Source organism: Acidisphaera sp. L21 (assembly GCF_009765685.1).
In the GTDB taxonomy this organism is placed as follows: Bacteria; Pseudomonadota; Alphaproteobacteria; order Acetobacterales; family Acetobacteraceae; genus LMUY01.
The window spans coordinates 1,466-24,113 of the sequence record NZ_LMUY01000115.1 but is presented as its reverse complement, the minus strand read 5'-3'; the positions used below and the strand labels follow the sequence as shown (position 1 = coordinate 24,113).

Below are 22,648 nucleotides of genomic sequence, written 5' to 3'. Positions count from 1 at the left end.
CCGGAGGGCCCGCCGATGAGCTACAGCCATTTGGACATCGAGGACGAGCCGCTACCCCCGGCTTTCCTGCCGCAACTGGGGCGCTACGCCCGCCTCGCCGTGTGGTCGGTGTTGAACGCCGCGTTGGTGTTTGGCGAGCAGATCGGCGAATTGCTGGCGCCACTGTTCATTCTGGCGGGGATCATCTGGTGGGCCGTGCCGAAGGCGCTGGAGGCTATCACGCTGGAGGGGCCGGCCGCCGATCTGCTGCAGAACGTTCGCAACCATGTGCCACATGATGTGTATCTGAGCGGGTCCTATTACTCGGCCAGCTCGCTGATTTCGGACGGGCTGTGGCTGATTGCGCTGGTTGCGATCTGCCGCACCGCAACGACCGCGATCACGACCCTGCTACTGGATCGGCGCTAGAAAGCGGCGGCGCGGCGGCATAGCATCCGCGTCATGAGATACGAGCCGCCACCCCACACCACGCAACACTGGTCCGTCACCAAGCCGGCCGCCACAGGGCGCCGGGGCATGGTGGTGTCGCAATCCGCCGACGCCGCCATGGCCGGGGTCGCCATCCTGGACGCCGGCGGCAACGCCATCGACGCCGCGGTCGGCACCGCCCTGGCGCTGGCCACGACGGAGCCCTGGAACTCCGGCCTGGGCGGCATCGGCTTCGCCCTGGTGCATCGCGCCGGGCAGGCGTCGGCGGAGACGGTGGATTTTGGCCCGGTGGCGCCCGCCGCCCTGCAGCCGGATGCGTTCCAGCTGACCGGGCGGATGACGAACGATCTGTTCGCCTGGCCGGAGGTGGTGGGCAACGCCAACATCCACGGCCCGCACTCCTTCACCATCCCATCCGCCGTTGCCGGATATGCGCACATGCACGGCCGCTGGGGCGTGCTGCCGCTGTCCGACGTGATTGCCCCGGCGATCGCGCTGGCGCGGCGCGGCCTGTCGCAGGACTGGTTCACCACGCTGAAGGTGGCGAGTTCGGCCTCGGTGCTGAAGCTGTATGAGGAGAGTGCGGCGATATACCTGCCTGGCGGGCTGCCGCCAGTGCCGCCGTATCAGGGCTCGCCCGGGTATTTCCGCCAGGGCAATTTGGCCGAGACGTTGGAGCGGCTGTCGCACGCCGGGTTGCGGGATTTTTACGAGGGCGACGTCGCCGCCACGCTGGCCGCCGACTTCAAGACCGTCGGCGCGCTGCTGACGGCGGAGGATCTGCGCCGCTGCGAGGCACGCATCCTGCCCGCCACCACTGTCGAGTGGGGTGGCCGCAGCATCCAACTGCCGACCGGGCTGACTGCCGGGCCGACCTTCACCCGGGTGCTGGAAGGGATGCGCGACGTGCCGCGCGGTGCCGCGCCCGATGCCGCCTGGTTCGCCGCATTGGCCCGGGTGATGAAAGATGCCTATGCCGAGCGCCTGGCCGGCCTTGGCGAGTCTGAGCCCAAGGCGGCCGAAAGCTGCACTACCCATCTGAGCGTTTGCGATGCGGACGGCACGATGGTCGCGATGACGACGACGCTGCTGTCCTCCATGGGGAGTCGCGTGGTGCTGCCTGGCTCCGGCGTGCTGATGAACAACGGCGTCATGTGGTTCGACCCGCGCCCGGGCCAGCCGAACTCCGCCGCACCCGGCAAGCGGCCGTTGACCAATATGCTGCCCGTGATCGTCAGCAAGGCCGGGGCGCCGATGATCGCGGCTGGCGCATCCGGTGGCCGGCGGATCATGGCTGCGGTGGCGCAGATGCTGGCCTTCACGCTGGATTTCGGCATGGTCCCGTCCGCCGCAGCGCATCACCCGCGCATCGACGTGTCCGACCCGGGCAGCGTAAACGCGGATTCCCGGCTCCCCGCGGAGGTCCTGGCGGCGCTGCAGGCGGATGGCGCGGTGGACGTCGTCCAGCACAGCGTCGTCCCCGTGAACTTCGCCTGCCCCAACCTGATCCACCAGCAGGGCGGCGAGCGAACCGGCATCAGCGACGTGATGTCCCCCTGGTCGGCGGCGATTGCCCAAGCATGATTGTGACCCGATGACCTACACCGCATGACGGCCCGTCGATGGGCGGCGCTTTGCATCGTGCTGACACTGGGCGGCTGCGCCAGCGGGCCGAAGATGGTCATGGTCAACCCACATAGCGGCGCCACCGTGGATTGTGAACTGCCGGATAGCGGTGGCAGTTCGGCCGACTATCTGGTGTCGCGCATGTGCCTGTCGGCCTGCCAGGCGCACGGCTTCCGCCCGATGCCCGGCGTGCAGGCGTTGGGAAATGGGGCCGACGTGCCTCAACCTTGCCTGAACTGACACCATGCCCGACCTGACCGACCCGGCGCTGATGCCGGCGGAGCTGCTGTTGGCGCATTACCGGCGCGGCACGCTCAGCCCGGTGGAGGCGCTGCAGGCGGTGATCGAGCGGATCGCCCGGTTCAACCCGCGGCTGAACGCGTTTGCCGTGATGAACCCGCAAGCGTTGGAGGCCGCCGGGCAAAGTGCTGCCCGCTGGCGCGCCGGGCGGCCGCTGGGTTTGCTGGATGGCGTGCCCTGCACGGTGAAGGACCTGCTGGACCTGTCCGGGTTCCCGACCCGGCGCGGCAGTCGCTTGACCTCGCCCGAGCCGGTGAGCGAGGACGCACCCGCCGTGACGGCGCTGAAGAATGCGGGCGCGGTGATCGTGGGCAAGACCACCACCACCGAATACGGCTGGAAGACGCCGGGCGATAGTCCACTGCACGGCATCACGCGCAACCCGTGGAACCCGGCGCGAACGCCGGGCGGCTCGTCCTGCGGGGCGGGTGCGGCGGGGGCGGCGTGCTTTGGCCCTCTGCATATCGGAACGGATGCCGGTGGTTCGGTGCGGTTGCCGGCGGCGTGGTGCGGGCTGGTTGGGCTGAAGCCGAGCTTCGGCCGCATTCCGCAATGGCCGCTGGGCGCGTTCGCCAATGTTGCCTGTGCCGGGCCGATGACCCGCACCGTCGGGGACTGCGCGCTGATGCTGAGCGTACTGGCGCAGTTCGACCGGCGGGACCCGTTCTGCCTGCCCGATGACGGCCGCGATTGGCGGGATACGCTGAGCCAGGGTGTGCAGGGGCTGCGGATCGGCGTCCTGCGCCAGCCCGGCTTCGACGCCCCGGCGGACGGCGACAGCATTGCGGCGGTGGAGGAGGCGGCGCAGATCCTGGTGGATGCCGGGGCCGAACTCGAAATGGCCTCGGCCGATTTGCCCAATATTTGTGCCGTGTTCGGCCGGGTGTGGGGGGTGGCGCTGTCACGCCTGGTGGCCAGCATCCCGGAGGGCGATCGCGGTAAACTGGACCCCGGTTTGCTGGAGGTTGCGGCCCAGGAGGGCGGTATGCTGGCGACCGATTTCGTTGCGGCGGAGACGCTGCGGATCCAGGTGGCGCACGCCATGGCCCGGCTGCACGCCCAGTACGATTTGGTGCTGAGCCCCACCGTAGCGAAGGGCGCCCCGCTGGCCGATGCCCCGACGCTGGACCCGGTGTGCGCGCTGTGGACCGAGTGGGCCCCCTGGACCGGTCCTGTACAACCTGTCGCGCCAGCCCGCGATTACGGTGCCGATGAGTCCGGGTGCGGACGGGATGCCGCGGTCGGTGCAACTTGCCGCCCCACTCTACCGCGACGACCTGGCCTTGCGCGGCGCATGGGCGATCGAGCAGGCCGGGGCGTTTGCAGTCGTGGCGTTGGACTAGCGCCGGCCGCCACCGCCGCCACGAGACCCCCCGCCTCCGCCGCCGAACCCGCCGCCGCGAAACCCACCGCCGCCGCCGTTGAACCCACCGCCGCGAAATCCACCGCCGCCGCCGCTGAACCCGCCGCCACCACCACCAAAGCCACCACCACCAAAGCCACCGCCGCGGTATCCGCCGAAACCGCCGCGGAACCCACCGCCGTAGCCGCCTCCGAAATAGCCGCCGTAGCTACGGCCGTAGAAACCGCCATAGCCGCCGTAATATCCGCCGATGGGGCCAAAGTTGCCGATGTAGCCATAATCCGGCCCATAGAACCCGCCCGTATTGGCACCCAACACGTAGGGCGTATCGTAGGTCGCGTATGCGCCGGGATAGCCATACCCGCCGGCCACGCCATAAGCGCCATACGGACTGTAAACGCAGGCCGATAGACCCAGCGCCATCGCCAACGGCACGACCACTCGCAACATCCGCTTCACGTCAGCGACCCCTGCTATACGGCAGTGATGTGGGGCGCTGGGGTGGCGAGGTCATCCGTGCTCACGAAGGGTTATGCCCGGCGGGGCTGGCTAGCCCTGCTTCTTGCGGATGGCGGTCAGCCGGCGCATGGCCGCGGTCTGTTCTTCCTCGCCCAATTCGCGCCACAGGCGCAACAGCGCCAGTTCTTCAGCACCCTGGGCCGCGCCCTCGGCGCTGGCATCGGTGCCGAACATCAACCACGACGCCTGCACGCCGATCACTTTAGAGACCCGGCGGGCGTTGTTCAGCCGCATGCCGTGCAGCCCGGTCACCCAAGCGTGAACGGTCGGCTGCGAGACATCCAGCTTGCGGGCCAGGTCGGCGGCAGTCATGCCACGATCCTTCAGCATCTTCTTCAATCGTGTCGCGGGCGTCGATCGCGCCATGAGTATCCTCCTACGGACGTTGAAAATCCCTGCATTCGTCTAGCCTTAGGGTGCGCCTATTGCAACTGCGAACTCCCGTAGGCTAGGTCTATCCTATCTTTTTCAATCGGAACATGCGGTTTGCCTAAGACTATCTACCTAAGACAAAATTGTGATCGTCCTTGATCTGTTCAGTGGTATCGGCGGGATGGCTCTCGGGTTGCATCGCGCCGGGTTCCACATCGCGGCATTTTGCGAGGCAGACCCGTTTGCCCGCACCGTCTTGCGCCGCCATTGGCCAGGCACGCCCTGTTACCCCGACATCCGCACCGTGTCCGCTGTCGGGCTGCTGGCAGATGGCATTCCGGCGCCGGGGCTGCTGTGCGGCGGCTTTCCCTGCCAGGACGTCAGCGCCGCCGGGAAGGGCGCTGGGCTGGAGGGCGGGCGCAGCGGATTGTGGCGCGAGTTGCTGCGCCTGGTGCAGGAATGCCGACCCGGTTGGGTGGTGGTTGAGAACGTTCCTGCGCTGCGCGTTCGCGGCGCCGACGCAGTGCTCGCCGGGTTGGAGGCGGCGGGTTACGCCTGCTGGCCGCTCGTGGTGGGTGCTGTCCATGCCGGGGCGCCCCACCGGCGGCAGCGTGTCTTCATTTTGGCCCACGCCACTGGCGCGCGACTGGAAGGCGGGTTGCCGCAGCCAGCAGACCCGCCGCCGGTCCTGCCCATTGAGCGATGCAGTGGGTGGCCGGCTGAACCCGGCCTGGGTCGAGTGGTTGATGGGCTTCCCACCGGGCTGGACCGAAACCGCCGGGCCAGGTTGATGGCGCTGGGCAACGCCGTCGTCCCCCAAGTCGCCCAGGCGATCGGCCAGGCGATCGGCCAGTCGGTTCTGGCGGCTCAGGCTGCGGCGGAGCGGACCCGGTCGGCGAACACCTTGCGGAACTTCGCGACCTTCGGCGCCACCACGGCACGGCAATACCCGGCGTAGGGGTTGCGCTCGAAATACTGGTCGTGCTCGGCCTCCGCCGGATAGAATTCCGGCGCGGGGACGATCTCCGTCACCATGTCGTTGCCGTAGATATTGGCGCCATGGATCTCCTCCATCACCGACGCCGCGATTTCGGCCTGGGCGTCGGAGTAGGTGAAGATCACGGACCGGTATTGGGTGCCGGTGTCGGCGCCCTGGCGGTTGAGCGTGGTGGGATCGTGAATGGTGAAAAACACCCGCAGCAGGTCGGCGTAGTCGAGTTGGGCCGGATCGAATTCGATCTTCACCACTTCGGCATGGCCGGTCATACCGGTACAGACGGCGTCATAACTCGGGTTCGGCACCCGGCCGCCCATATAGCCAGACTTCACCGAGGTGACGCCCCGCAGATCGCGGTATACTGCCTCCAGACACCAGAAGCACCCTCCGCCCAGTGTCGCCGTCTCTGTCGCCATTGACCCCATCCCATCCAACAGTTTGATGCAGGTGGTAACGAACGATGCCGATGTCGAGATCCACGCGCTTGTCGTCTACGGCGCAAAACCGCGGCTCTCGCTACTCCTTTACCGCGCCGGTGAGGCTGGACACGTAGTATTCTACGAAGAACGAGTAGAGCAGGGCCACCGGAATCGAGCCGAACAATGCGCCGGCCATCAGCGCCCCCCATTGGTAGTCGTCGCCCTGGACCAACTGCGTTAGCACGGCGACGGGCACGGTCTTCTTCTCGCTGCTCTGGATGAAAGCCAGGGCGTAGATAAACTCGTTCCAGGACAGGGTGAAGGCGAAGATGCCGGCCGAGATCAGGCCCGGCACGGCCAAGGGTAGGGTGATGCGGCGCAGGATCTGCAGGCGGGATGCGCCGTCGATCAGGGCGCATTCCTCCAACTCGTAGGGGATCGACTTGAAGTAGCCGATCAGCAGCCAGGTGCAAAACGGGATGAGGAAGGTCGGGTAGGTCAGGATCAGCGCCCAGGGGGTGTCGAACAGGCCCAGTTGGAACACCATGGTCGCCAGCGGGATGAACAGGATCGACGGGGGGACGAGATAGGCGAGGTAGATCGCCAGCCCCACCCAGTTGGAGCCGCGAAACCGCAGCCGCTGCAGCGCATAGGCGGCGAGCACGCTGGAGATGACGGAGATGATGGTCGCCGCCGCTGCCACGCCCATCGTGGTCATCAGCCATTGTGGATAGTCGGTGTCGAACAGCAGTTTCTTCACGTTCGCCAGGGTGGGCGAGTGGACCCAGAGCGGGTTGAAGTCCTTGTAATTATACAGCTCGTTGTTCGGCTTCAGCGTCGTGATGGTCATCCAATAGAACGGAAACAGCAGCACGATGATGAACAGGATCAGCGGTGTGTAGACGGTGACGATCTTGCGGGGCAGGCTTTCCCAGCCGAGTGGGGCGCCGGGTTGGTCGGAGGATTTACTCATCGGCTTCACCCTGCTGCCAGCGGCGCCGGGCCAGGCCGAAATAGCTGAACAGCGTGGCGGCGACCAGGAACGGGATCATTGCCATGGCGATGGCCGCGCCCTCGCCCAACTGGCCGCCGGGGATGCCGCGCTGGAAGGCGAGGGTGGCCATCAGGTGGGTGGCATTGGCCGGGCCGCCGCGGGTGATGGCGTAGACCAGTTGGAAGTCGGTGAAGGTGAACAGGACTGAAAAGGTGAGCACTACCGAGAGCACCGGCATCAGCATCGGCAGGGTGACATAGCGGAACCGTGCCCAGGAACTCGCGCCATCCAGCATCGCCGCCTCGTAGAGCGAGGGGGAGATGGTTTGCAGCCCGGCCAGCAGGCTGATGGCGACGAAGGGGATGCCGCGCCAGATATTCGCCGCAACCAAGGCCAGGCGGGCGTGCCAGGGCGTGCCGAGGAAGTCGATGTTGTAATCGATGATCCCCATGGCCTTCAGCAGGTAGGAGATGATCGAGAATTGCGGGTCGTAGATCCACCAGAACGCGATGGCGGACAGCACCGTCGGCACGATCCAGGGTATTAGCACGATGGCGCGGATGAGGCTTTTGAACGGGATGTTGTGATTGAGCAGCAGGGCCAGCCACAGCCCGAGCCCGAATTTTCCGACCGTGGCGGCCGCGGTGTAGAACAGGGTGTTGGTGACTGACAGCCAGAAGATGCGGTCGTGGAACAGGCTGTCGAAGTTGTCCAACCCGACGAACACGCCGGAGCGGCCGATCTTCGCATCGGTGAAGGCCAGCCATAGGCCGAGCCCAAGTGGGTAGGTGAGGAACACCACCAGCAACCCTACCGCCGGGGTGAGGCACATCACGACCAGGAAGGTCTTGTTGTCGAACAGCCGCGCGAGCGGCGTTGGCTCCCGCGTGGTGAAGCGCCAGGGGTGCGCTTCGGCAATCGGGAGTACGCCCTCCCGCACGGCGTTCGACATGCGGGTTATGCCTTGTAGTAGCGCTTGGCTCGGCGTTCGGCTTCCTTGGCGGCTTCCTCCGGGGTGGCGTCCCCGCTGTTGACCGATGCGACCATGTCGACCACCACGTAGTCCGCCACCACGGCACCCGATGCCTCGTTGATTGGCCCGGCGTATCCCAGCCAGAGGCTGTTCTGCATCGTGTCCTTGTAGGCCGCGATCTTCGGGTCCTTCTTCCAGACGTCGCTTTCGGCGTAGGCCTTTAGCGGCTGGGCCCAGTAGCCGAAGCTGTCGGTCATCCAGTGGTCGTATTGCGGCGCCTCCATCATGTAGGCGAGGTAGGCCTTGGCGGCGTTGGGGTATTTGGTGTGCTTGAACGCCATGGCGTTGATCGCCAGTGCCACCTCCGTCGCATGGCCGACGGGGCCGATCGGCATGCGGGCGTGGTTCAGGTCCGCCGCCATCGCCGCCACTTTCGGATCGGGCGAGTTCTTGATGGAGAAATACAGCGACACGCCGTTCTGCGTCAGGCCGATGTCGCCGGCGATCAGCGCCTTGTTGTTGGACGGGTCCAGCCAGGATTGGGTGCCGGGGATGTAGGTCTCGTACAGCGCCTTGCTATACTTCAGCGCCTCGACCGTTTCCTTGGAGTTGATGACGACCTTCTGGTTCTCGTCCACCATTTTGCCGCCGAAGGCCCAGAGCAGCCAGTAGCAATAGCCGTTGGAGTCACCGACGGCGTGCCCGGTGGTGAACCCGGCTGGGTGGCCGCTCTTTTTCAGCTTGCGGCACAGGTCCAGGAATTTGTCGGTGTCGGTGGGGAAGGTGTCGTAGCCGGCTTCTTTCACCCAACTTTCGCGGTAAACTGCCGGGCCGCCGGAACCGCCCATCGGGATCGCGATCCAGCGGTCGGTGCCGAACTTCTTGCCGTAGCGCTCGGCCAGCGGATACCAGCCGCCGTATTTCTTGCCGAGGTAGTCGGCGATATCGGTCAGGTCCAAAACCTTGTCGGCGTAGAGATGCGGGTCGTCGGTCCAGCCGACCACCACGTCGGGGCCCGCGCCGGTATTGGCGGTGACGGCGGTTTGCGGGCGTAGATCTTCCCAGCCGGCGTAGTCCACGCGAACCGACACGCCGAACTGGCTGGCGAAGCGATTGCTGTTTTCGGTGAAGATCGCCTCGTCCGGGTCGACGAATTTGGACGGGCGCAGCACGCGCAGGCTGGCGCCTTTTTCGATGTCCAGCTTCGGCATCGGCACGTCCGCTGTCGGGATCGCGGCTTGTGCGCCACGCACCAGCCCAGCCGATAGCAGCCCGGCGCCAAGGCCCAGCGCGCCGCGTCGTGTCCATCTATTCATTCTTGTTTCCCCCTTATTGGTTTTTGTTGGCGTCAGGTCAGCAAGCGTTGCCCCGTGTCGCGGTCGAACAGATGGGCAAGATGGGCGTCGGCGCCGATGCCGATCGCTTCGCCGGGCGCCACGGCAATCCGCTCCCGGAACGCACCCAGCAGGGGGGAGCCGCCGACATGGCCCAGCACCTGGGTTTCGGAGCCTGTCGGCTCCAGCACCTGCACCGTCATCGGCAGGCCGCCCTCGGCCAGGCGCAGATGCTCGGGCCGCACGCCGTAGATCGCGGGGCGACCTGGCTCGGCGCCAGGGGGCAGGGGCCACACGGCGCCGCCTTGGTCGCGGAAGCCGTTCTCGACGACTTCGCCATCGATGAAGTTCATCGCGGGGGAGCCGATGAAGCCGGCGACGAAGCGATTCGCGGGGCGGTCATACAACTCCAGCGGGGTGCCGATCTGTTCGACGCGGCCGGCCTGCATCACCACGATGCGGTCGGCCATGGTCATCGCCTCGATCTGGTCGTGGGTGACGTAGACGGTGGTGGTGCCCAGGCGCTGGTGCAGGCCCTTGATCTCGGCCCGCATGTTCACGCGCAGCTTGGCGTCCAGGTTGGATAGTGGCTCGTCGAACAGGAATACTTGCGGGTCGCGCACGATGGCGCGGCCCATCGCGACGCGCTGCCGCTGCCCGCCCGAAAGCTGGCGGGGATAGCGGTCCAGCAGCGCATCCAGGCCCAATATGTCGGCGGCGCGGCCCACGCGTTCGTCCATCGCGGCCTTTGGCGCGCCGGCGAGTTTCAGGCTGAACGCCATGTTGTCGCGTACGGTCATGTGTGGGTACAGCGCGTAGTTCTGGAATACCATCGCGATGTCGCGCTGCTTCGGGGGGACCTTGTTCACGACCTGGCCGCCGATCGCGATCTCCCCGGCGCCAATCGCCTCCAGCCCCGCGATCATCCGTAGCAGGGTGGATTTGCCGCAGCCGGATGGCCCGACGAGGACGCAAAACTCCCCGTCTGCAATTTCGACATCGACCCCGTGCAGGACGGTGGTGCTGCCAAACGACTTCCGTATGCCCCGGATGCTGACCGATGCCATGGACGTCCGATACTCCCCTGACGAGCCGCTTTCGGGCCCTGTCCCGGGCATCATATCGAAGCGACAACCAACACGCTAGCGGGCGCTTTGCATCCAAAGCTGCAGTGGTCCCGTTACGGGAGCACAGGTCGTTAGCGAAAGGACGCTCCGATGACCGGCTCAATTGCCCTCGGCGGCTTGCTGATGGGGTTTGTTACGGCTAACTCTTTTGACAGAATGCAGCCCGACGCAGCACCACCGCGCCTGACCGTCGTGAGTGACGCAGCCGGATCCAAGACCGCCCAGCTTTTGGTGCAGTGCGCCCAGGCGGACGCGAAGGCATTTCGCCAGCTTTACGAACTCTGCTCGGCCAAATTATACGGCGTGGCGCTCCGCATTACGCGCAACCCGGCGCTGGCCAGCGATGCGGTGCATGACGCGATGCTGCAGGTTTGGCGCAATGCCGACCGTTACAGTCCCGATCGCGGCAGTGCCGATGGCTGGCTGGTGAGCCTGGTGCGGTATCGCGCGTTGGACATGATCCGCAAGCACGGCCGTGAGACCACCGGCGTCGACGCGCCGGAGCAGGTGGACGAAGACCCAGACGCGCTCAGCCGGCTGGTGGCCGATTCCGATGGCGCCGCCCTGCGCAACTGCATGGAAGACGTCGACCCGGCGCGCCGCCGCCTGATCGTGCTCGCCTTTATCGAGGGATTGACCCAGAGCGAGGTCGCCGTGCGCGTCAATCAGCCGCTGGGCACGGTGAAGTCCACCATACGCCGGGTGCTGATGTCCCTGCGGTCCTGCCTGGAGCAGGGTGCCAAGGTGCTGCGGTCATGAGCGATAGCACCGACGATCCGACCTTGTTCGCCGCCGAATACGCGCTGGGTTGCCTGGATCTGGCCGACATGCGCGAGGCCGAGGCGCAAGCGGCACGCGACCCGGCATTCGCGGCCGAGATCGTGAACTGGCAGGCCCGGCTGGGCGCGCTGCACATGCTGGTGCCCCCCGTGACCCCGCCGGCGATCCTGTGGAGCCGGCTGGCGCTGGCGACAGGGATCGGCAAGCCGGCGCGACCGAGCGGACGTGCGTTCTGGCAGGCGTCAACCGCCGGGTCGTTGGCGATCGCGGCCAGCCTGGCGCTGTTCGCGTTCCTACCGCGGCCGCCCGGCCAGCCAACCGAACCGGCGCGGTTCGCGGCCGCTCTGTCGCCACTGGCCACACCCGCAAAGTTCATGGCGGAGGCGCGCCCGGATGGCGCCATCGCCATCACCAGCCTAGATGGCGCGCCGGCGCCGTCCGGTCGCGCCTATCAGTTGTGGGCCCTGCCGCAGGGGGCGGCTGTGCCGGTATCGCTTGGGCTGCTGACGCCGGGCACGCAGGTCGTGACGCCGCCAGCCCGTGCCTCCGCGCAGGAGCAATTGCTGGTCTCCGATGAGCCGGCAGGTGGATCGACCACGGGCGGGCCGACGGGGGCGGTGCTGTTCGGTGGCCGGCTGGTCCCGATCAGCCCGGCTGCAACACCCGGTCGATAACGAACACGACGCCGTTGGCCTGCTTGGCGTCGTAGAGGATGATATCCGCGGTGCCGCCCCTCGGGTCTTTCAGGATAAGGTTGGGCGGCCCGTTGGTGGTTAGCGTCAGCTTGGCCTCGCTGACGGTATCGAGCTGGGTGGTGCCCTTGCCGTAGCGCAGCAAGTAATGCAGCCGGGCGGAGGAGTAGTTGCCCTCGAGAATCTGCATGGATAGCAGCGCCACCAGGGTGTTCTTGTTCTCCGGCTTACGCAGCGAGTCGAGCATGCCGCCGGGTAGGGCGGCAAAGGCGGCGTTCGTCGGCGCGAACAGGGTAAATGGGCCGTGGCTGCGTAGTGCCTCCGTCATTCCGGCCAATTGCAGCAGGCCGAGCAGCGTGGTGTGGTCGGTGGAGTGCGACAGGTTGTCCATGATGTCGTGGTCCGACACCATCGCCGCGCCGCCGACGATCACCGAGGTTGGTGGCACGCCCTTCTGAGCGAGGGCAGGCGCGGCGTGCCCCAAGGCCAGGCCAAGCCCTGCTGCCAAGGCCCACCGCAGCCGCGCCGTCATGTGCTGTGCAGCCTCGACCGGTCGCTGCTGGAAAGCGGCACTCCCTCGGCAAACAGGATCTCGGACCGGCCGACATCGACGTGGAACAGGTCGACATGGCCCAAGTCCATTTGGCAAATGGTGGTGCCGTTCACCAGCCGGGCGGCGGGGACGGGGATCGGGTCGACATAGACCGGTTGATCCGGCGCCAGGCAAAGCGGGCGACGCGGCAGATCCGGCCCCAGCGCCCCGGCGTCGAACCAGATCGGCGCCGCGGTCGCGATGCTTTTGCCGATCCAGGCGATGGGCAGCAGGGCGGGTGCCCGCAGCGACAGGGCGGCATCGCCCGGCAGCAGCTTCTCCACCTCCAACTCTCCGCGGGAGGTGAGGATGCGTGTGCCTGCTGCCACGCCAGATCGCCCGTCGTCGGCCTGGTCGTAGGAGAACCCGCTCCATGGCGCGGCGCGGAAGGTTTGTGGCCGGTAGATGCCGCTGTAGGAGGCATCTAGTTCTACCGGCAGGAAGTCGCTGAGCCTGGCGAGGACGGTAAAGACGATGGGGTTTGCCAGGCCGAGCTGGTCCGCCTCGAGCGGGATCGATGTCAGTTCGGCCGGCCCGGACCAGATCGTGTCCGGTTCAGAGTGCGGCTCGGGCACTGGCGCTGGAATATACAATGGCGCCAAATCGTCCAGCGTCGGCGGTGGGACGTAGCTGTCTGTGGCGGCAAGCTCCTCTGGTTCGAACGAGTGTTCTTCCAGGGTGTATTCGGCGGCTGCCCCGGGTTCTGGGGTGTAGGGCAACTCCGCCTCTGGCCCGGGTTCGGCCTCGGGTTCGAACGCCCAACCGGGATTGGCGGCGGCTTCGGCAAGCGGGGCGAGCTCGTATTGGGCGTGCTCGTATTGGACGTGCTCGGGTTCTACGTCGCCGGGTTCCGGATCCGGCTCGGATTCGGCCTCGGGTGACAGGTCACCGTCTAGGACGAACGGCTCGGATGCGTCGTGGGCGTGCAGAGGGTCTTCGGCCGGCTCGGCCTCTGGTTCTTCAGACAGGCTGGCCTGGGCCGGTGCAGGGGGCTCGTTGCCGGGCTCGTCCGTGACGACAGGTTCAACCTCGACGAGGGGGGCCTCCGCCAGTGCGGCAACTGGTTCGTGTGGTTCCGGCACGGCGGGCGGGGGGTCGGCGTAGTCGGGTTCCGGCTCGACCAGCGCGGCCGCGGCGTGGACATGCGGCTCGAGCACGACGGGCGGCGGCTCGACATGCACCGGTTCAGGATCGGCCACGGGCTCGTGCGGTTCGTGCTCGACATGCAGCGGCTCGATATGCGGCGGCTCGATATGCGGCGGCTCGACATGGACCGGTTCGGGCTCCGGCGGTGTGGCGACGACCGGCTCGGGCTCAGCGGGCACCGGCTCAGCGTGCACCGGCTCGGGCTCGACTGGTGCGGCGGCGATCGGTTCTTGCGGAGCTGGCGCGGCGGGCTCGGGTTCCGGCTCTGCTGGCGCAACTGCGAGCGGTTCGGGTTCAGGCGAAGGCGGTTCGACGTGAACTGGCTCCGGCTCGGCGGGTGCGGCGGCGATTGGGGTGGGTTCAGCGTGCGGCAGCTCTTTGGCGGCTGGCTCAGGCGCTGGCGCTGCCGGGGCGGGCGCCGGGCGATGGAAGATGCTGAAAATTGCAGTGTCGACCATTATCGCTCCTCGATACCGTCACTCCATACGGCGTCTTCGCCGGGCCTGCTATCCATCCGATGGGTCAGATTGACGGAAACACAACACTCGCATGCAGAACTGAGCGGGCCAACCGTATCGAAGCCCGATCTGTTGCCAATACCCGTTAAAGACCGAGCAGTTCCGCCTGAATGGCGGCCGACTGCGCCCGGGCGCGCGCTTCTGGCGATGCATCCAGCAGGCGGCCGTGCGATGTGGCAAGTTGCTCGGCATAGTTTGCGGCGGTGCGGAGTGCCTTCATGGCGTGGTCGGTGGCCGTGGTGTAGCGCAGCTCGCTGCCCAGATAGCGGATCGGGTCTTCCACCAGCGGGATGGCGGGCAGGGCATTGGCCATGCGGGCTGCGTCGTGAAAGATCTCTCCCGGGTTGCGGGACAGGGCGTCCAGCATATGATTGTAGTGCTCGGCGTGGTTGGCCTGCACCGCGGGGGCGCCGGCGGCCAGTACCTTCAGCCGGCCCAGCGTCGCCTTCATGACGAACTGGGCCGGATGCCGGACCGGGTAGTGCGCCAGCGGAATATCGACCAGTTCCACTGCGGCCACCGGGTCGCCGCTGAACGTGGCGTCGTGATTGCCGGCGCCGACATGGATGTATTCGGACAATCCGCCGCGCAGCATGCATTTCAGGACCCGCCGGTCCGCTGCGTCGCGCAGCACCATGCGGCGCGGGATCAGCAACTCGCTGGCATCCAGGCCATCGGCAAAGTAATTGCGCAGCGATAGCTTGGCCGCCACGGCTTCAGGCGGGATCGCGGCCAAGGCGGCGTGCAGGTCGCCCATGCGGCTGTCGATGAATTCGTCCGTGTCCAGATGCAGGATCCAGTCTGGTTGGAACGCCGCGTCGGCCACGCGGTAGATCAGCGTGTTGTATTCGGCTTCATTGAAGAACACCGAACGGCATTGCATCACCGTCAGCGGCATCCCTTCCTGTCGCAGCGCCGCCAGGATCTCCAACGTGCGGTCGGTGCTGCCATTGTCCATCAGCACGATGTGCCCGACGAAGGCCAAGGTGTGACGGACGAATGCCTCGATGATGTCGTCCTCGTTCAGCACCCGGGCGACGGCAACGACACGCACGGCTAGGACATCGGGCCGGCGCAGTGGTCGCGATAGGCGGGGCGGGCCAGCAGGCGGTCATACCAGGCGCGCAGGTTTGGCTGGGCCGGTCGCTCGACGTCGAAGCTGAACCAGCGATGGACATGCACGCCGACCGGGATGTCGGCGATGGTGAAGTCGGGGCCGGCGACGTAGGCGTGCTTGGCCAAGTGCCGGTCCAGGATGGACCAGACGTCCCCCAGTTTGACGACCGCCGCCGCAATCGCCGGCATGTCGCGTTGTGCCGCGGGGGTGCGAACCAGGCCGGTGAAGACGGCGCCGCCGGGGGCGGTGATGGTGGTCTGCTGCCAGTCCATCCAGCGGTCGATATTGGCGCGGGCTTGTAGATCTTCCGGCCAGATCGGGGTGCCGGCGGCGTGGGCGGCGGCCAGGTAGCGCAGGATGACGTTGCTCTCCCACAGGGTGAAGCCGTTCTCCTCCTGCAGCGTGGGGACCATGCTGTTCGGGTTCATCGCCAGGTAGTCCGCATCGTGGGTGCGGCCGTATGCGCCGCCGACGTCGATCCGCTCGTAGGGCAGTGCCAGTTCTTCCAGCAGCCAGATTGTTTTCATGACGTTGGACGAGTTCGCCCGGCCCCATAGCTTGCGCATAGTTTGCACCCCGATTTCGCTGCGCCCGCACGCTACGGCGTTTGCACGCGGCGCGGAAGCAGGCGAAAACCCGCGTATGACGAGAACCAAGGTGCTGGCCTTCCTGTCCCTCCTGGTGGGCATTGCCGCGCTGGGCGTGGCCCTTGGGTCGGAGAAGTACGGCGGGCTGGTGCCCTGCGCGCTGTGCCTGGTGGAGCGGTGGCCCTACCGAATCGCCCTGGTGTTCGGCGTAGCGGCGCTGGTGCCCTGGCGCGTGCTGCGTGGCCGCTGGTTCCTGTGGGGCGTCGTGCTGTGCATGATCTTCTCGCTTGGCGCGGCCAGCGTGCATGTGGGGGTGGAGCAGGGATGGTGGCCCAGCCCGCTGCCGGAGTGCGCGGCCCCGAACCTGGGTGGCGGCAGTATGGCCGAGCGACTCGCCCGCATGCCGGCGCGCCCCGCCAAGCCGTGTGACGACCCGACCTACCTGGTGCCCGGGCTGCCGGTGTCGATGGCGGCAATGAATGGCCTGCTGTCCCTGGTGTTCGGGCTGTTCCTCGCCATCTCGTTGGTCAGGCCAGAAGAACGGAGGCACGGATGAGCGCGACGAGACTGCCCGGCGACCCCACGCGGCGCGAGCGCCTGGCCAGCATGATCCGCGTCGATCACGCCGGCGAATATGGCGCGGTGCGGATCTATGCCGGGCAACTGGCGGTGCTGGGCAAGGGCGCCAAGGGCGACATGCTGCGCCACATGCTGGAGCAGGAGGAGGTGCATCGCGAGACCTTCGCCAAACTGATCGCCGATCGTCGCGTGCGCCCCACGGCACTGCTGCCGATCTGGCACTTGGCCGGGTTTGCGTTGGGCGCGGCGACGGCGCTGATCGGCGAGCGCGGCGCCATGGCCTGCACCGTGGCGGTGGAGGAGGCGATCGACGAGCATTACGCCGAACAGGCCGCCAGCCTGGACGATGACGAGGCGGGCTTGCGCTCCACGATCGAGAAGTTTCGCGAGGAGGAGTTGGAGCATCGCGACATCGGCCTGGCGAACGAGGCGGAGTTGGCGCCCGCCTATGCGCTGATGAGTCGGGTGATCAAGCTGGGCTGCAAGGTTGCGATTGCCGTCAGCAAGAAAGTTTAGGCGCTGTCTCCCGGAGGCAGCGCGCCGCTTCACTCCGGCATGCGCGACCGCTAGCCTTTGCTGCCGTAGAAGGTGGTCATGGGGTTCGGAACGTCCATCGGCACGATTACGACAGTGTGGAGGAGAATCTGATCTGGCGCACCGTGCAGCGAAATCTTGGGCCGCTACTGGCCATGGTGGAAGGGTGAACTCGATCAGCCGTCCAGCAGTTCCGAGTCCCAATAGAGGTAGTCGCGCCAGCTTTCGTGCAGGTAGTTCGGCGGAAAGGCGCGGCCGTTTTCCTGCAACTCCCAGGTCGTGGGCTGGCATGGGACCTGCCGTGGGTGCATGCCGCATTCGCGGGGCAGGCGGGAGCCTTTGACCAGATTGCACGAGCCGCAGGCGGTGACGACGTTTTCCCAGGTGGTGCGGCCGCCTCGGCTGCGGGGGATCACGTGATCGAACGTGAGGTCGTGCGTGGGCAAACGGTCGTTGCAATATTGGCAGGCGAAGGCGTCGCGCAGGAACACGTTGAACCGGGTGAAGGCTGGGCGCCGGGCTGCGGGGATGTATTCCTTCAGCGCGATGACGCTGGGCAGGCGCATTGACATCGAAGGGGAGCGGACCGCCGTTTCGTACTCGTTGAGCACGGAGACGCGATCCAGGAAGACCGCCTTGACCGCATCCTGCCACGCCCAGACCGAGAGCGGAAAATAGGATAGCGGGCGGAAATCCGCGTTGAGGACCAGAGCCGGGAAATGCATTCCGCCGTCAGGCAATGCGTGCTCCTTCTCGGGAGCGGCATCAAGAACTGGGATCACACGAAGGCCGGACCGCCAGATCTATGCGCCGCCAAAACCCGCCCCGCTTATCGCAGACCGCCCCGTTGCCCGCAAGGCAGCCCCCCAGGATTCACGGGGCGGTCACAAACCGAACCCGGTGCGCAGGATTGCGGCACCTTTGGCCAATCCATGCGGATCAATGCTGTGGCCCAGCCCGGCGGTGAACACGGTTTCCACCGGCACGCCTGCGGCCCGCAGTGCGGTGGCGGCGTCGCGGGAGCGGAAGGCGGGCACGACATCGTCCGACTCGCCATGCACCAGCAGAACCGGGGCGCTGTTCGTGCGGTCGGCCAGTTGCTCGGGCGCCACCAGGGCACCCGAATAGGCCAGGATCGCGCGCGGCGGCGTGGCCCGGCGCAGCCCGGCATACAGCACCATCATGGCGCCTTGGCTAAACCCCATCAGCGCATAGGCGTCGGCGGGAAGGGACAGGCGCGCCAATTCGGCGTCGATGAAGGCGTCCAGCAGGGGGCGCGCCTTGGCGACTCCGTTGGCCATGCGTGCCGGGTCACGGTCGCCGATGGACCACCATTGGCGGCCCATGGGGGCGCCGTCGTAGGGCTCGGGCGCGTCGGGGGCGGTGAAGGCGGCGTCCGGCAGGGCCGCGCCCCAATGCGGCGCCAGGTCGATCAGGTCGCGGCCGTCCGCGCCCACGCCGTGGCACAGCACGATCAGTTGCTTGGGTATGCCACCGGAAGCCGGGCCCCAGCGTGTTGCGTGCAATTCCACCATCGTCGCCTCCCGTGTAGATCGGTGGCCCCACTATCGCCGGCAGCCCCGCCATGTCCATCACGACGCGTTTCGCGCCCAGTCCGACCGGAATGCTGCATCTGGGGCACGCCTTCGTGGCGCTGGATGCATGGCAACGCGCGCGCCGGGCAGGCGGGCGGTTCCTGCTGCGCGTGGAGGACATCGATGCCAACCGGTGCCGTCCGGACTATACCCGGGCGCTGCTGGAAGATCTGCGCTGGCTCGGGCTGGATTGGGATGGCGCGGTGCGCATGCAATCGGCGCATCTGCCGGAGTATCGGATCGCGCTGGACCGGCTGCAGGGCGAGCGGCTGCTCTACCCGTGCTTTTGCACCCGGGCCGACGTCGCCCGCTCGGTCACCGCGCCGCATGGGCCGGACGGTGCCGTGTATCCCGGCACCTGCCGGCACCTGTCCCCGGACGAGCGCGCGCGGCGGATCGAATCGGGGGCGCCTTTCGCGCTGCGCCTGGATCTGGCCGCTGCCTGCATCCGAACGGGACGGTTGAGCTTCGTGGAGCAGGGGCGGGGGCGGGTGGATTGCCAGCCGGAGCGATTTGGCGACGTCGTGCTGTCCCGCCGGGATGCGGTGGGGAGCTACCATCTGTGCGTGACGCACGACGACGCGGCGCAGGGTGTGACGCTGGTGTCGCGCGGGACCGATCTGCTAGCCGCGACCGACATTCATCGCGTGCTGCAGGCGCTGATGGGCTGGCCCGAGCCAGAATACGTGCATCTGCCGCTGCTGACCGGGCCAGATGGCCGCCGTCTGTCCAAGCGCGACGGTGCCGACAGCCTGCGTGGTATGCGGGAGGCGGGACGGACGCCGGCGGATGTTCGCGTGCTGATGCGGGACGCTTCCAATCGCGTGGCGCCATGATACGGTCCGCCACCCTCAAGACAGGTTCCGCCATGCTGCTTCGCGCCGCCCTTGCCGCACTGTTCGTCTCGTCCGCGATCGTCCACGGGGCGCATGCGCAGGAAAAGGTGCTGAACGTCTACAACTGGACCGACTACATCGACCCGGCGGCGCTGGAGCGGTTCAAGAAGGAGACGGGCATCGAGGTCCACTACGACGTCTACGATTCGCTGGAGACGCTGGAAGGGAAGATGCTCGCCGGGCACTCGGGCTACGATGTCATCGTGCCTACGGCCGAGCCGACCTTCTCCCGCCTGATCGCGGCCGGGGCGTTGCAGCCGCTGGACAGGGGCAAGATCCCGGCCATGGCTGGCGAGGACCCGGCGTTGCTGAAGCGGGTCGAGACATCCGACCCTGGCAACAAATATGGCGCGATCTACCTGTGGGGCACGATCGGGCTGGGGGAGGTCGCGTCCAAGATCAAGCCGCTGATGGCCGATGCGCCGCTGGATAGCTGGGACCTGCTGCTGAAGCCGGAGAATGCGAAGAAGTTGGCGCCGTGCGGCATCACCATGATGGACAGCGCAACCGACGTGATTCCGTCGGTGCTGAAGTACCTGCATCACGATCCGGCCAGTACCGACCCGAAGGATCTGGCGGATGTCGAGAAGACGCTGATGGCGATCCGGCCATATATCCGCACCTTCGCCAGCGGCGGCGCGATAGAGGCTTTGGCCGCCGGGCAGACCTGTCTGGTGATGAGCTATTCCGGCGACGTGATCCAGGCCAGCGCCCGGGCGGCGGAGGCCAAGCGGGACGCGGTGACGTATGTGGCGCCGAAGGAGTTTACCCAGCTTTGGTTCGACATGCTGGCGGTGCCGAAGGATGCGCCGCATGCCGCGTTGGCGATGCAATTCATCAACTTCATCCTACAGCCGGGGACGATCGCTGGTGTGACCAACACGGTGCATTATCCGAATGCCGTTCCGGCAAGCCGCGACAAGGTGGACCCTGCCGTCCGCGATGATCCGAACGTGTATCCGGACGCGGCGGCCTTAGGCCGGTCCTTTACCGTGGCGGCGGTGAAGGAAGCCGCGGTTCGGGCGCGCACCAGGATGTGGGCGAAGTTCAAGGCCGGGCACTGAGCGTTTGAGTCATGTCGATGTCGCCGGGCTGACAGTTCGCTACGGCGGTTGGACGGCGCTGGAGGGGCTGGACCTCGGAATTGGCCGGGGCGAGTTGTTCGTGTTGTTGGGTGGCTCCGGCTCGGGCAAGACGACGTTGTTGCGCACGCTGGCCGGGTTCATTGCGCCGGCGGCGGGGCGCATTATGCTGGGTGGGCGCGATATCACGACGTTGCCGCCGCATAAGCGGCCGGTGAATACGATGTTCCAATCCTACGCCCTGTTTCCGCACATGAGCGTCGCCGCCAATGTCGGGTTCGGGCTGCGGCGGCAGGGGATGAACCGGGCCGACACCGACCGCCGGGTTGCCGAGTTGCTGGCGTTGGTGCGGATGGAGGCGTTTGCCGACCGCCGGCCCGATGCGCTTTCCGGCGGGCAGCGGCAGCGTGTGGCGCTGGCGCGCAGCCTGGCGCCTCGCCCGGAATTGCTGTTGTTGGACGAGCCGCTATCGGCGCTGGATCGCGGGCTGCGGGAGGCGACGCGGGCCGAGTTGGTGCGGGTGCAGCGGCAGCTTGGAACGACGTTCGTGCTGGTGACGCATGACCAGGAGGAGGCTCTGTCCATGGCGACACGGATTGGCCTGCTGGAGCAGGGTCGGCTGGCGCAGGTGGGGACGCCGACCGAGATCTACGAGCGCCCGGTGAGCCGCAGCGTCGCCGCGTTCATGGGGGCGGCCAATATCCTGCCGGCGACGGTGCGCGAGCCCGGCATGTTGGATCTGCCCAGCCTGGGCGTGGTGGCGCAGGCGGACACGCGCGGCATGACAGGCGACATCCACCTGGCGCTGCGGCCGGAGCGGCTGCGTGTTTCCCGGGCGTCCGCTGGTGGACCGAATTCGGTGGCCGGCGTCGTGGCCGAGAGCGCCTATCGCGGCATCGTGGTGGATCACCGGGTGCGGGTGGGGGAGGCGGCTTTGCTGGTCAGCCAGCCGCTGGGGGACGGGGCCGGGGTGGCCGCATTGCCGCCGGGGGAGGCGGTCTGCGTGTCATGGACGCCAGACGCCTGCATCCTGCTGGCGGAATGATGCGCTGGTTGGTTCTTGGCCCGGTTTGGGCGTGGCTGCTGCTGTTCATCGCCGCCCCGGCGCTGATCGTGCTCGCGCTATCCTTCTCCCAGGCGGCGGCGAGCGTGCCGCCGTACGACCCGCTGGTGACGTGGGTTGGGTGGTGGCCGAGCCTGCATTTGCTGGCGGACAATTACGTCACGCTGGTGCAGGACGATTTCTACCTCGATGCCGCGTTGCAGAGTTTGCTGGTGGCGTCCGTCTCGTCCGTGTTGTGCCTGCTGATCGGATATCCGATGGCGTTGGCGATAGCTCGGGCGCCGGAAAGGTGGCGGTCGTTGCTGCTGCTGCTGGTGATGCTGCCGTTCTGGACCGGGTTTCTGCTGCGCATCGTCGCGTGGATCGGGCTGCTGGGGGATGATGGCTGGATCAATGCGGTGTTGCTGTGGTCGGGCCTGGTCGGGGCGCCGGTGCACATGCTGTACACCCGGTTCGCGATGTATGTCGGCATTGTCTATTGCTACGTGCCGTTCATGATCCTGCCGCTCTACGCCCGTCTGTCCAAGCTGGACCCGGCGTTGGAGGAAGCAGCCGCCGATTTGGGGGCCGGGCCGGTCGGGGTGTTCCTGTCGGTGACGCTGCCACTGTCGGCACCGGGCATCGCCGCTGGGTTGGCGCTGGTATTCATGCCCGCAGTTGGCGAGTACGTGATTCCGGAACTGATGGGCGGGCCGTCGGCGCAGACGATCGGGCGGGCGCTGTGGAATGAGTTCTTCGCCAACCATGATTGGCCGATGGCGGCGGCGCTAGCGAACGTGATGCTGGTGGGCCTGCTGCTGCCGCTGGCGCTGCTGCGGGCGGGGCAGCGGCGGTTGTGACGACGGGCAGGGGTGGTATATAGCAATGGTATATAGCATGGGGTGATGCCATGGCGACGGCGAAGGTGTTCTGGTCCGGTCGGTCGCAGGCGGTCCGGCTGCCGAAGGAGTTTCGGTTCGAGGGCACGGAAGTCCGGGTGCGGCGGGAAGGCAAGGCGGTGATTCTGGAGCCGGT

At 67.0% G+C, this 22,648-nt stretch carries 27 protein-coding genes; 15 read left to right on the top strand and 12 right to left on the bottom strand.

Annotated features, from left to right (window positions below):
• Nucleotides 1-15 precede the first annotated feature (15 nt).
• Genes GSQ76_RS22840 through GSQ76_RS22825 form a run of 4 tightly spaced genes read left to right on the top strand, consistent with a single transcriptional unit; the run spans nt 16 to nt 4,129 of the window.
• On the top strand, nt 16-408 hold the full coding sequence (locus GSQ76_RS22840; RefSeq protein ID WP_158746418.1) for a hypothetical protein: 393 nt from the start codon (nt 16-18) through the stop codon (nt 406-408).
• Nucleotides 409-441: 33 nt separating this feature from the next.
• Complete coding sequence (locus GSQ76_RS22835) at nt 442-2,013, top strand: gamma-glutamyltransferase (protein ID WP_158746417.1); 1,572 nt, start codon at nt 442-444, stop codon at nt 2,011-2,013.
• Nucleotides 2,014-2,037: 24 nt separating this feature from the next.
• Nucleotides 2,038-2,295 (top strand): hypothetical protein, encoded by a 258-nt coding sequence (locus GSQ76_RS22830; protein WP_158746416.1) that lies wholly within the window; start codon nt 2,038-2,040, stop codon nt 2,293-2,295.
• A gap of 4 nt (nt 2,296-2,299) precedes the next feature.
• On the top strand, nt 2,300-4,129 hold the full coding sequence (locus tag GSQ76_RS22825; protein WP_254070583.1) for an amidase family protein: 1,830 nt from the start codon (nt 2,300-2,302) through the stop codon (nt 4,127-4,129).
• 138 nt (nt 4,130-4,267) lie between these two features.
• On the opposite strand, the gene GSQ76_RS22815 is transcribed toward GSQ76_RS22825, so the two are convergent.
• On the bottom strand, nt 4,268-4,567 hold the full coding sequence (locus GSQ76_RS22815) for a helix-turn-helix transcriptional regulator (protein WP_256367016.1): 300 nt from the start codon (nt 4,565-4,567) through the stop codon (nt 4,268-4,270).
• Nucleotides 4,568-4,754: 187 nt separating this feature from the next.
• On the opposite strand from GSQ76_RS22815, the gene GSQ76_RS22810 reads away from it, so the two are divergent.
• Nucleotides 4,755-5,567, top strand: a complete 813-nt coding sequence (locus GSQ76_RS22810) for a DNA cytosine methyltransferase (protein WP_254070582.1) — start codon at nt 4,755-4,757, stop codon at nt 5,565-5,567.
• On the opposite strand, the gene msrA is transcribed toward GSQ76_RS22810, so the two are convergent.
• From msrA to GSQ76_RS22785, 5 genes are all read right to left on the bottom strand, one after another.
• Entirely contained in the window at nt 5,477-6,022 is a 546-nt protein-coding gene (gene msrA / locus GSQ76_RS22805; protein WP_158746414.1) for a peptide-methionine (S)-S-oxide reductase MsrA, read from the bottom strand. The genes GSQ76_RS22810 and msrA overlap by 91 nt on opposite strands.
• Before the next feature lie 100 nt (nt 6,023-6,122).
• Entirely contained in the window at nt 6,123-6,998 is an 876-nt protein-coding gene (locus tag GSQ76_RS22800; protein WP_158746413.1) for a carbohydrate ABC transporter permease, read from the bottom strand.
• Nucleotides 6,991-7,971 carry a carbohydrate ABC transporter permease gene (locus GSQ76_RS22795; protein WP_158746412.1) on the bottom strand — a complete coding sequence of 327 codons (981 nt, stop codon included), beginning with the start codon at nt 7,969-7,971 and terminating at the stop codon, nt 6,991-6,993. The genes GSQ76_RS22800 and GSQ76_RS22795 overlap by 8 nt, the downstream gene beginning before the upstream one ends.
• A gap of 5 nt (nt 7,972-7,976) precedes the next feature.
• On the bottom strand, nt 7,977-9,308 hold the full coding sequence (locus GSQ76_RS22790) for an ABC transporter substrate-binding protein (RefSeq protein WP_158746411.1): 1,332 nt from the start codon (nt 9,306-9,308) through the stop codon (nt 7,977-7,979).
• A 32-nt stretch (nt 9,309-9,340) separates the two neighbouring features.
• Nucleotides 9,341-10,393: an ABC transporter ATP-binding protein gene (locus tag GSQ76_RS22785; RefSeq protein ID WP_158746410.1), complete on the bottom strand. Its 1,053-nt coding sequence runs from the start codon at nt 10,391-10,393 to the stop codon at nt 9,341-9,343.
• 150 nt (nt 10,394-10,543) lie between these two features.
• Between GSQ76_RS22785 and GSQ76_RS22780 the strand changes: the two genes are divergently transcribed.
• Both GSQ76_RS22780 and GSQ76_RS22775 read left to right on the top strand, forming a co-directional pair.
• Nucleotides 10,544-11,212, top strand: coding sequence for a sigma-70 family RNA polymerase sigma factor (locus tag GSQ76_RS22780; protein WP_158746409.1), 669 nt, complete (start codon nt 10,544-10,546; stop codon nt 11,210-11,212).
• Nucleotides 11,209-11,907 (top strand): anti-sigma factor domain-containing protein, encoded by a 699-nt coding sequence (locus tag GSQ76_RS22775; RefSeq protein WP_158746408.1) that lies wholly within the window; start codon nt 11,209-11,211, stop codon nt 11,905-11,907. The genes GSQ76_RS22780 and GSQ76_RS22775 overlap by 4 nt, the downstream gene beginning before the upstream one ends.
• On the opposite strand, the gene GSQ76_RS22770 is transcribed toward GSQ76_RS22775, so the two are convergent.
• The 4 genes from GSQ76_RS22770 to GSQ76_RS22755 form a co-directional block, all read right to left on the bottom strand.
• Nucleotides 11,879-12,457 carry a fasciclin domain-containing protein gene (locus GSQ76_RS22770; protein ID WP_158746407.1) on the bottom strand — a complete coding sequence of 193 codons (579 nt, stop codon included), beginning with the start codon at nt 12,455-12,457 and terminating at the stop codon, nt 11,879-11,881. The two genes, GSQ76_RS22775 and GSQ76_RS22770, sit on opposite strands and share 29 nt — an antisense overlap.
• The gene (locus GSQ76_RS22765) at nt 12,454-14,121 is read right to left on the bottom strand and encodes a Hint domain-containing protein (protein WP_158746406.1); all 1,668 of its coding nucleotides are present in this window, start codon (nt 14,119-14,121) and stop codon (nt 12,454-12,456) included. Before GSQ76_RS22765 ends, GSQ76_RS22770 begins: the two co-directional genes overlap by 4 nt.
• 145 nt (nt 14,122-14,266) lie before the next feature.
• Nucleotides 14,267-15,235, bottom strand: coding sequence for a glycosyltransferase family 2 protein (locus GSQ76_RS22760; RefSeq protein ID WP_158746405.1), 969 nt, complete (start codon nt 15,233-15,235; stop codon nt 14,267-14,269).
• Nucleotides 15,236-15,237: 2 nt separating this feature from the next.
• Nucleotides 15,238-15,864 carry a glutathione S-transferase family protein gene (locus GSQ76_RS22755; protein ID WP_158746404.1) on the bottom strand — a complete coding sequence of 209 codons (627 nt, stop codon included), beginning with the start codon at nt 15,862-15,864 and terminating at the stop codon, nt 15,238-15,240.
• 76 nt (nt 15,865-15,940) lie between these two features.
• On the opposite strand from GSQ76_RS22755, the gene GSQ76_RS22750 reads away from it, so the two are divergent.
• The 3 genes from GSQ76_RS22750 to GSQ76_RS32855 are packed head-to-tail and all read left to right on the top strand — an operon-like array spanning nt 15,941 to nt 17,168.
• Nucleotides 15,941-16,441 carry a disulfide bond formation protein B gene (locus tag GSQ76_RS22750; RefSeq protein ID WP_158746403.1) on the top strand — a complete coding sequence of 167 codons (501 nt, stop codon included), beginning with the start codon at nt 15,941-15,943 and terminating at the stop codon, nt 16,439-16,441.
• Nucleotides 16,438-16,980 carry a demethoxyubiquinone hydroxylase family protein gene (locus GSQ76_RS22745; protein WP_158746402.1) on the top strand — a complete coding sequence of 181 codons (543 nt, stop codon included), beginning with the start codon at nt 16,438-16,440 and terminating at the stop codon, nt 16,978-16,980. The genes GSQ76_RS22750 and GSQ76_RS22745 overlap by 4 nt, the downstream gene beginning before the upstream one ends.
• On the top strand, nt 16,944-17,168 hold the full coding sequence (locus GSQ76_RS32855; RefSeq protein ID WP_408837126.1) for a HepT-like ribonuclease domain-containing protein: 225 nt from the start codon (nt 16,944-16,946) through the stop codon (nt 17,166-17,168). The genes GSQ76_RS22745 and GSQ76_RS32855 overlap by 37 nt, the downstream gene beginning before the upstream one ends.
• A 6-nt stretch (nt 17,169-17,174) precedes the next feature.
• On the opposite strand, the gene GSQ76_RS22740 is transcribed toward GSQ76_RS32855, so the two are convergent.
• Nucleotides 17,175-17,738, bottom strand: a complete 564-nt coding sequence (locus GSQ76_RS22740) for an HNH endonuclease (protein ID WP_408837111.1) — start codon at nt 17,736-17,738, stop codon at nt 17,175-17,177.
• A 144-nt stretch (nt 17,739-17,882) separates the two neighbouring features.
• On the bottom strand, nt 17,883-18,533 hold the full coding sequence (locus tag GSQ76_RS22735) for an alpha/beta hydrolase (RefSeq protein ID WP_158746401.1): 651 nt from the start codon (nt 18,531-18,533) through the stop codon (nt 17,883-17,885).
• A gap of 50 nt (nt 18,534-18,583) precedes the next feature.
• On the opposite strand from GSQ76_RS22735, the gene gluQRS reads away from it, so the two are divergent.
• From gluQRS to GSQ76_RS22710, 5 genes are all read left to right on the top strand, one after another.
• The gene (gene gluQRS / locus GSQ76_RS22730) at nt 18,584-19,429 is read left to right on the top strand and encodes a tRNA glutamyl-Q(34) synthetase GluQRS (protein WP_158746400.1); all 846 of its coding nucleotides are present in this window, start codon (nt 18,584-18,586) and stop codon (nt 19,427-19,429) included.
• 32 nt (nt 19,430-19,461) lie between these two features.
• Entirely contained in the window at nt 19,462-20,553 is a 1,092-nt protein-coding gene (locus tag GSQ76_RS22725) for an extracellular solute-binding protein (RefSeq protein ID WP_158746399.1), read from the top strand.
• Between the two features lie 4 nt (nt 20,554-20,557).
• Nucleotides 20,558-21,616, top strand: a complete 1,059-nt coding sequence (locus GSQ76_RS22720; RefSeq protein WP_158746398.1) for an ABC transporter ATP-binding protein — start codon at nt 20,558-20,560, stop codon at nt 21,614-21,616.
• On the top strand, nt 21,580-22,473 hold the full coding sequence (locus GSQ76_RS22715) for an ABC transporter permease (RefSeq protein WP_158746397.1): 894 nt from the start codon (nt 21,580-21,582) through the stop codon (nt 22,471-22,473). The genes GSQ76_RS22720 and GSQ76_RS22715 overlap by 37 nt, the downstream gene beginning before the upstream one ends.
• 50 nt (nt 22,474-22,523) lie before the next feature.
• Nucleotides 22,524-22,648 (top strand): antitoxin (locus GSQ76_RS22710; RefSeq protein WP_216851240.1); only part of this gene is annotated, 125 nt, incomplete at its 3' end.

Excerpts from the sequence above, each read along its gene's own strand:
- GSQ76_RS22840 (WP_158746418.1), top strand. The coding sequence starts at position 16 with ATGAGCTACAGCCATTTGGACATCGAGGACGAGCCGCTACCCCCGGCT.
- GSQ76_RS22835 (WP_158746417.1), top strand. The coding sequence starts at position 442 with ATGAGATACGAGCCGCCACCCCACACCACGCAACACTGGTCCGTCACC.
- GSQ76_RS22830 (WP_158746416.1), top strand. The coding sequence starts at position 2,038 with ATGACGGCCCGTCGATGGGCGGCGCTTTGCATCGTGCTGACACTGGGC.
- GSQ76_RS22825 (WP_254070583.1), top strand. The coding sequence starts at position 2,300 with ATGCCCGACCTGACCGACCCGGCGCTGATGCCGGCGGAGCTGCTGTTG.
- GSQ76_RS22815 (WP_256367016.1), bottom strand. The coding sequence starts at position 4,567 with ATGCTGAAGGATCGTGGCATGACTGCCGCCGACCTGGCCCGCAAGCTG.
- msrA (WP_158746414.1), bottom strand. The coding sequence starts at position 6,022 with ATGGCGACAGAGACGGCGACACTGGGCGGAGGGTGCTTCTGGTGTCTG.
- GSQ76_RS22800 (WP_158746413.1), bottom strand. The coding sequence starts at position 6,998 with ATGAGTAAATCCTCCGACCAACCCGGCGCCCCACTCGGCTGGGAAAGC.
- GSQ76_RS22795 (WP_158746412.1), bottom strand. The coding sequence starts at position 7,971 with ATGTCGAACGCCGTGCGGGAGGGCGTACTCCCGATTGCCGAAGCGCAC.
- GSQ76_RS22790 (WP_158746411.1), bottom strand. The coding sequence starts at position 9,308 with ATGAATAGATGGACACGACGCGGCGCGCTGGGCCTTGGCGCCGGGCTG.
- GSQ76_RS22785 (WP_158746410.1), bottom strand. The coding sequence starts at position 10,393 with ATGGCATCGGTCAGCATCCGGGGCATACGGAAGTCGTTTGGCAGCACC.
- GSQ76_RS22780 (WP_158746409.1), top strand. The coding sequence starts at position 10,544 with ATGACCGGCTCAATTGCCCTCGGCGGCTTGCTGATGGGGTTTGTTACG.
- GSQ76_RS22775 (WP_158746408.1), top strand. The coding sequence starts at position 11,209 with ATGAGCGATAGCACCGACGATCCGACCTTGTTCGCCGCCGAATACGCG.
- GSQ76_RS22770 (WP_158746407.1), bottom strand. The coding sequence starts at position 12,457 with ATGACGGCGCGGCTGCGGTGGGCCTTGGCAGCAGGGCTTGGCCTGGCC.
- GSQ76_RS22765 (WP_158746406.1), bottom strand. The coding sequence starts at position 14,121 with ATGGTCGACACTGCAATTTTCAGCATCTTCCATCGCCCGGCGCCCGCC.
- GSQ76_RS22755 (WP_158746404.1), bottom strand. The coding sequence starts at position 15,864 with ATGCGCAAGCTATGGGGCCGGGCGAACTCGTCCAACGTCATGAAAACA.
- GSQ76_RS22750 (WP_158746403.1), top strand. The coding sequence starts at position 15,941 with ATGACGAGAACCAAGGTGCTGGCCTTCCTGTCCCTCCTGGTGGGCATT.
- GSQ76_RS22745 (WP_158746402.1), top strand. The coding sequence starts at position 16,438 with ATGAGCGCGACGAGACTGCCCGGCGACCCCACGCGGCGCGAGCGCCTG.
- GSQ76_RS22735 (WP_158746401.1), bottom strand. The coding sequence starts at position 18,533 with ATGGTGGAATTGCACGCAACACGCTGGGGCCCGGCTTCCGGTGGCATA.
- gluQRS (WP_158746400.1), top strand. The coding sequence starts at position 18,584 with ATGTCCATCACGACGCGTTTCGCGCCCAGTCCGACCGGAATGCTGCAT.
- GSQ76_RS22725 (WP_158746399.1), top strand. The coding sequence starts at position 19,462 with ATGCTGCTTCGCGCCGCCCTTGCCGCACTGTTCGTCTCGTCCGCGATC.
- GSQ76_RS22715 (WP_158746397.1), top strand. The coding sequence starts at position 21,580 with ATGGACGCCAGACGCCTGCATCCTGCTGGCGGAATGATGCGCTGGTTG.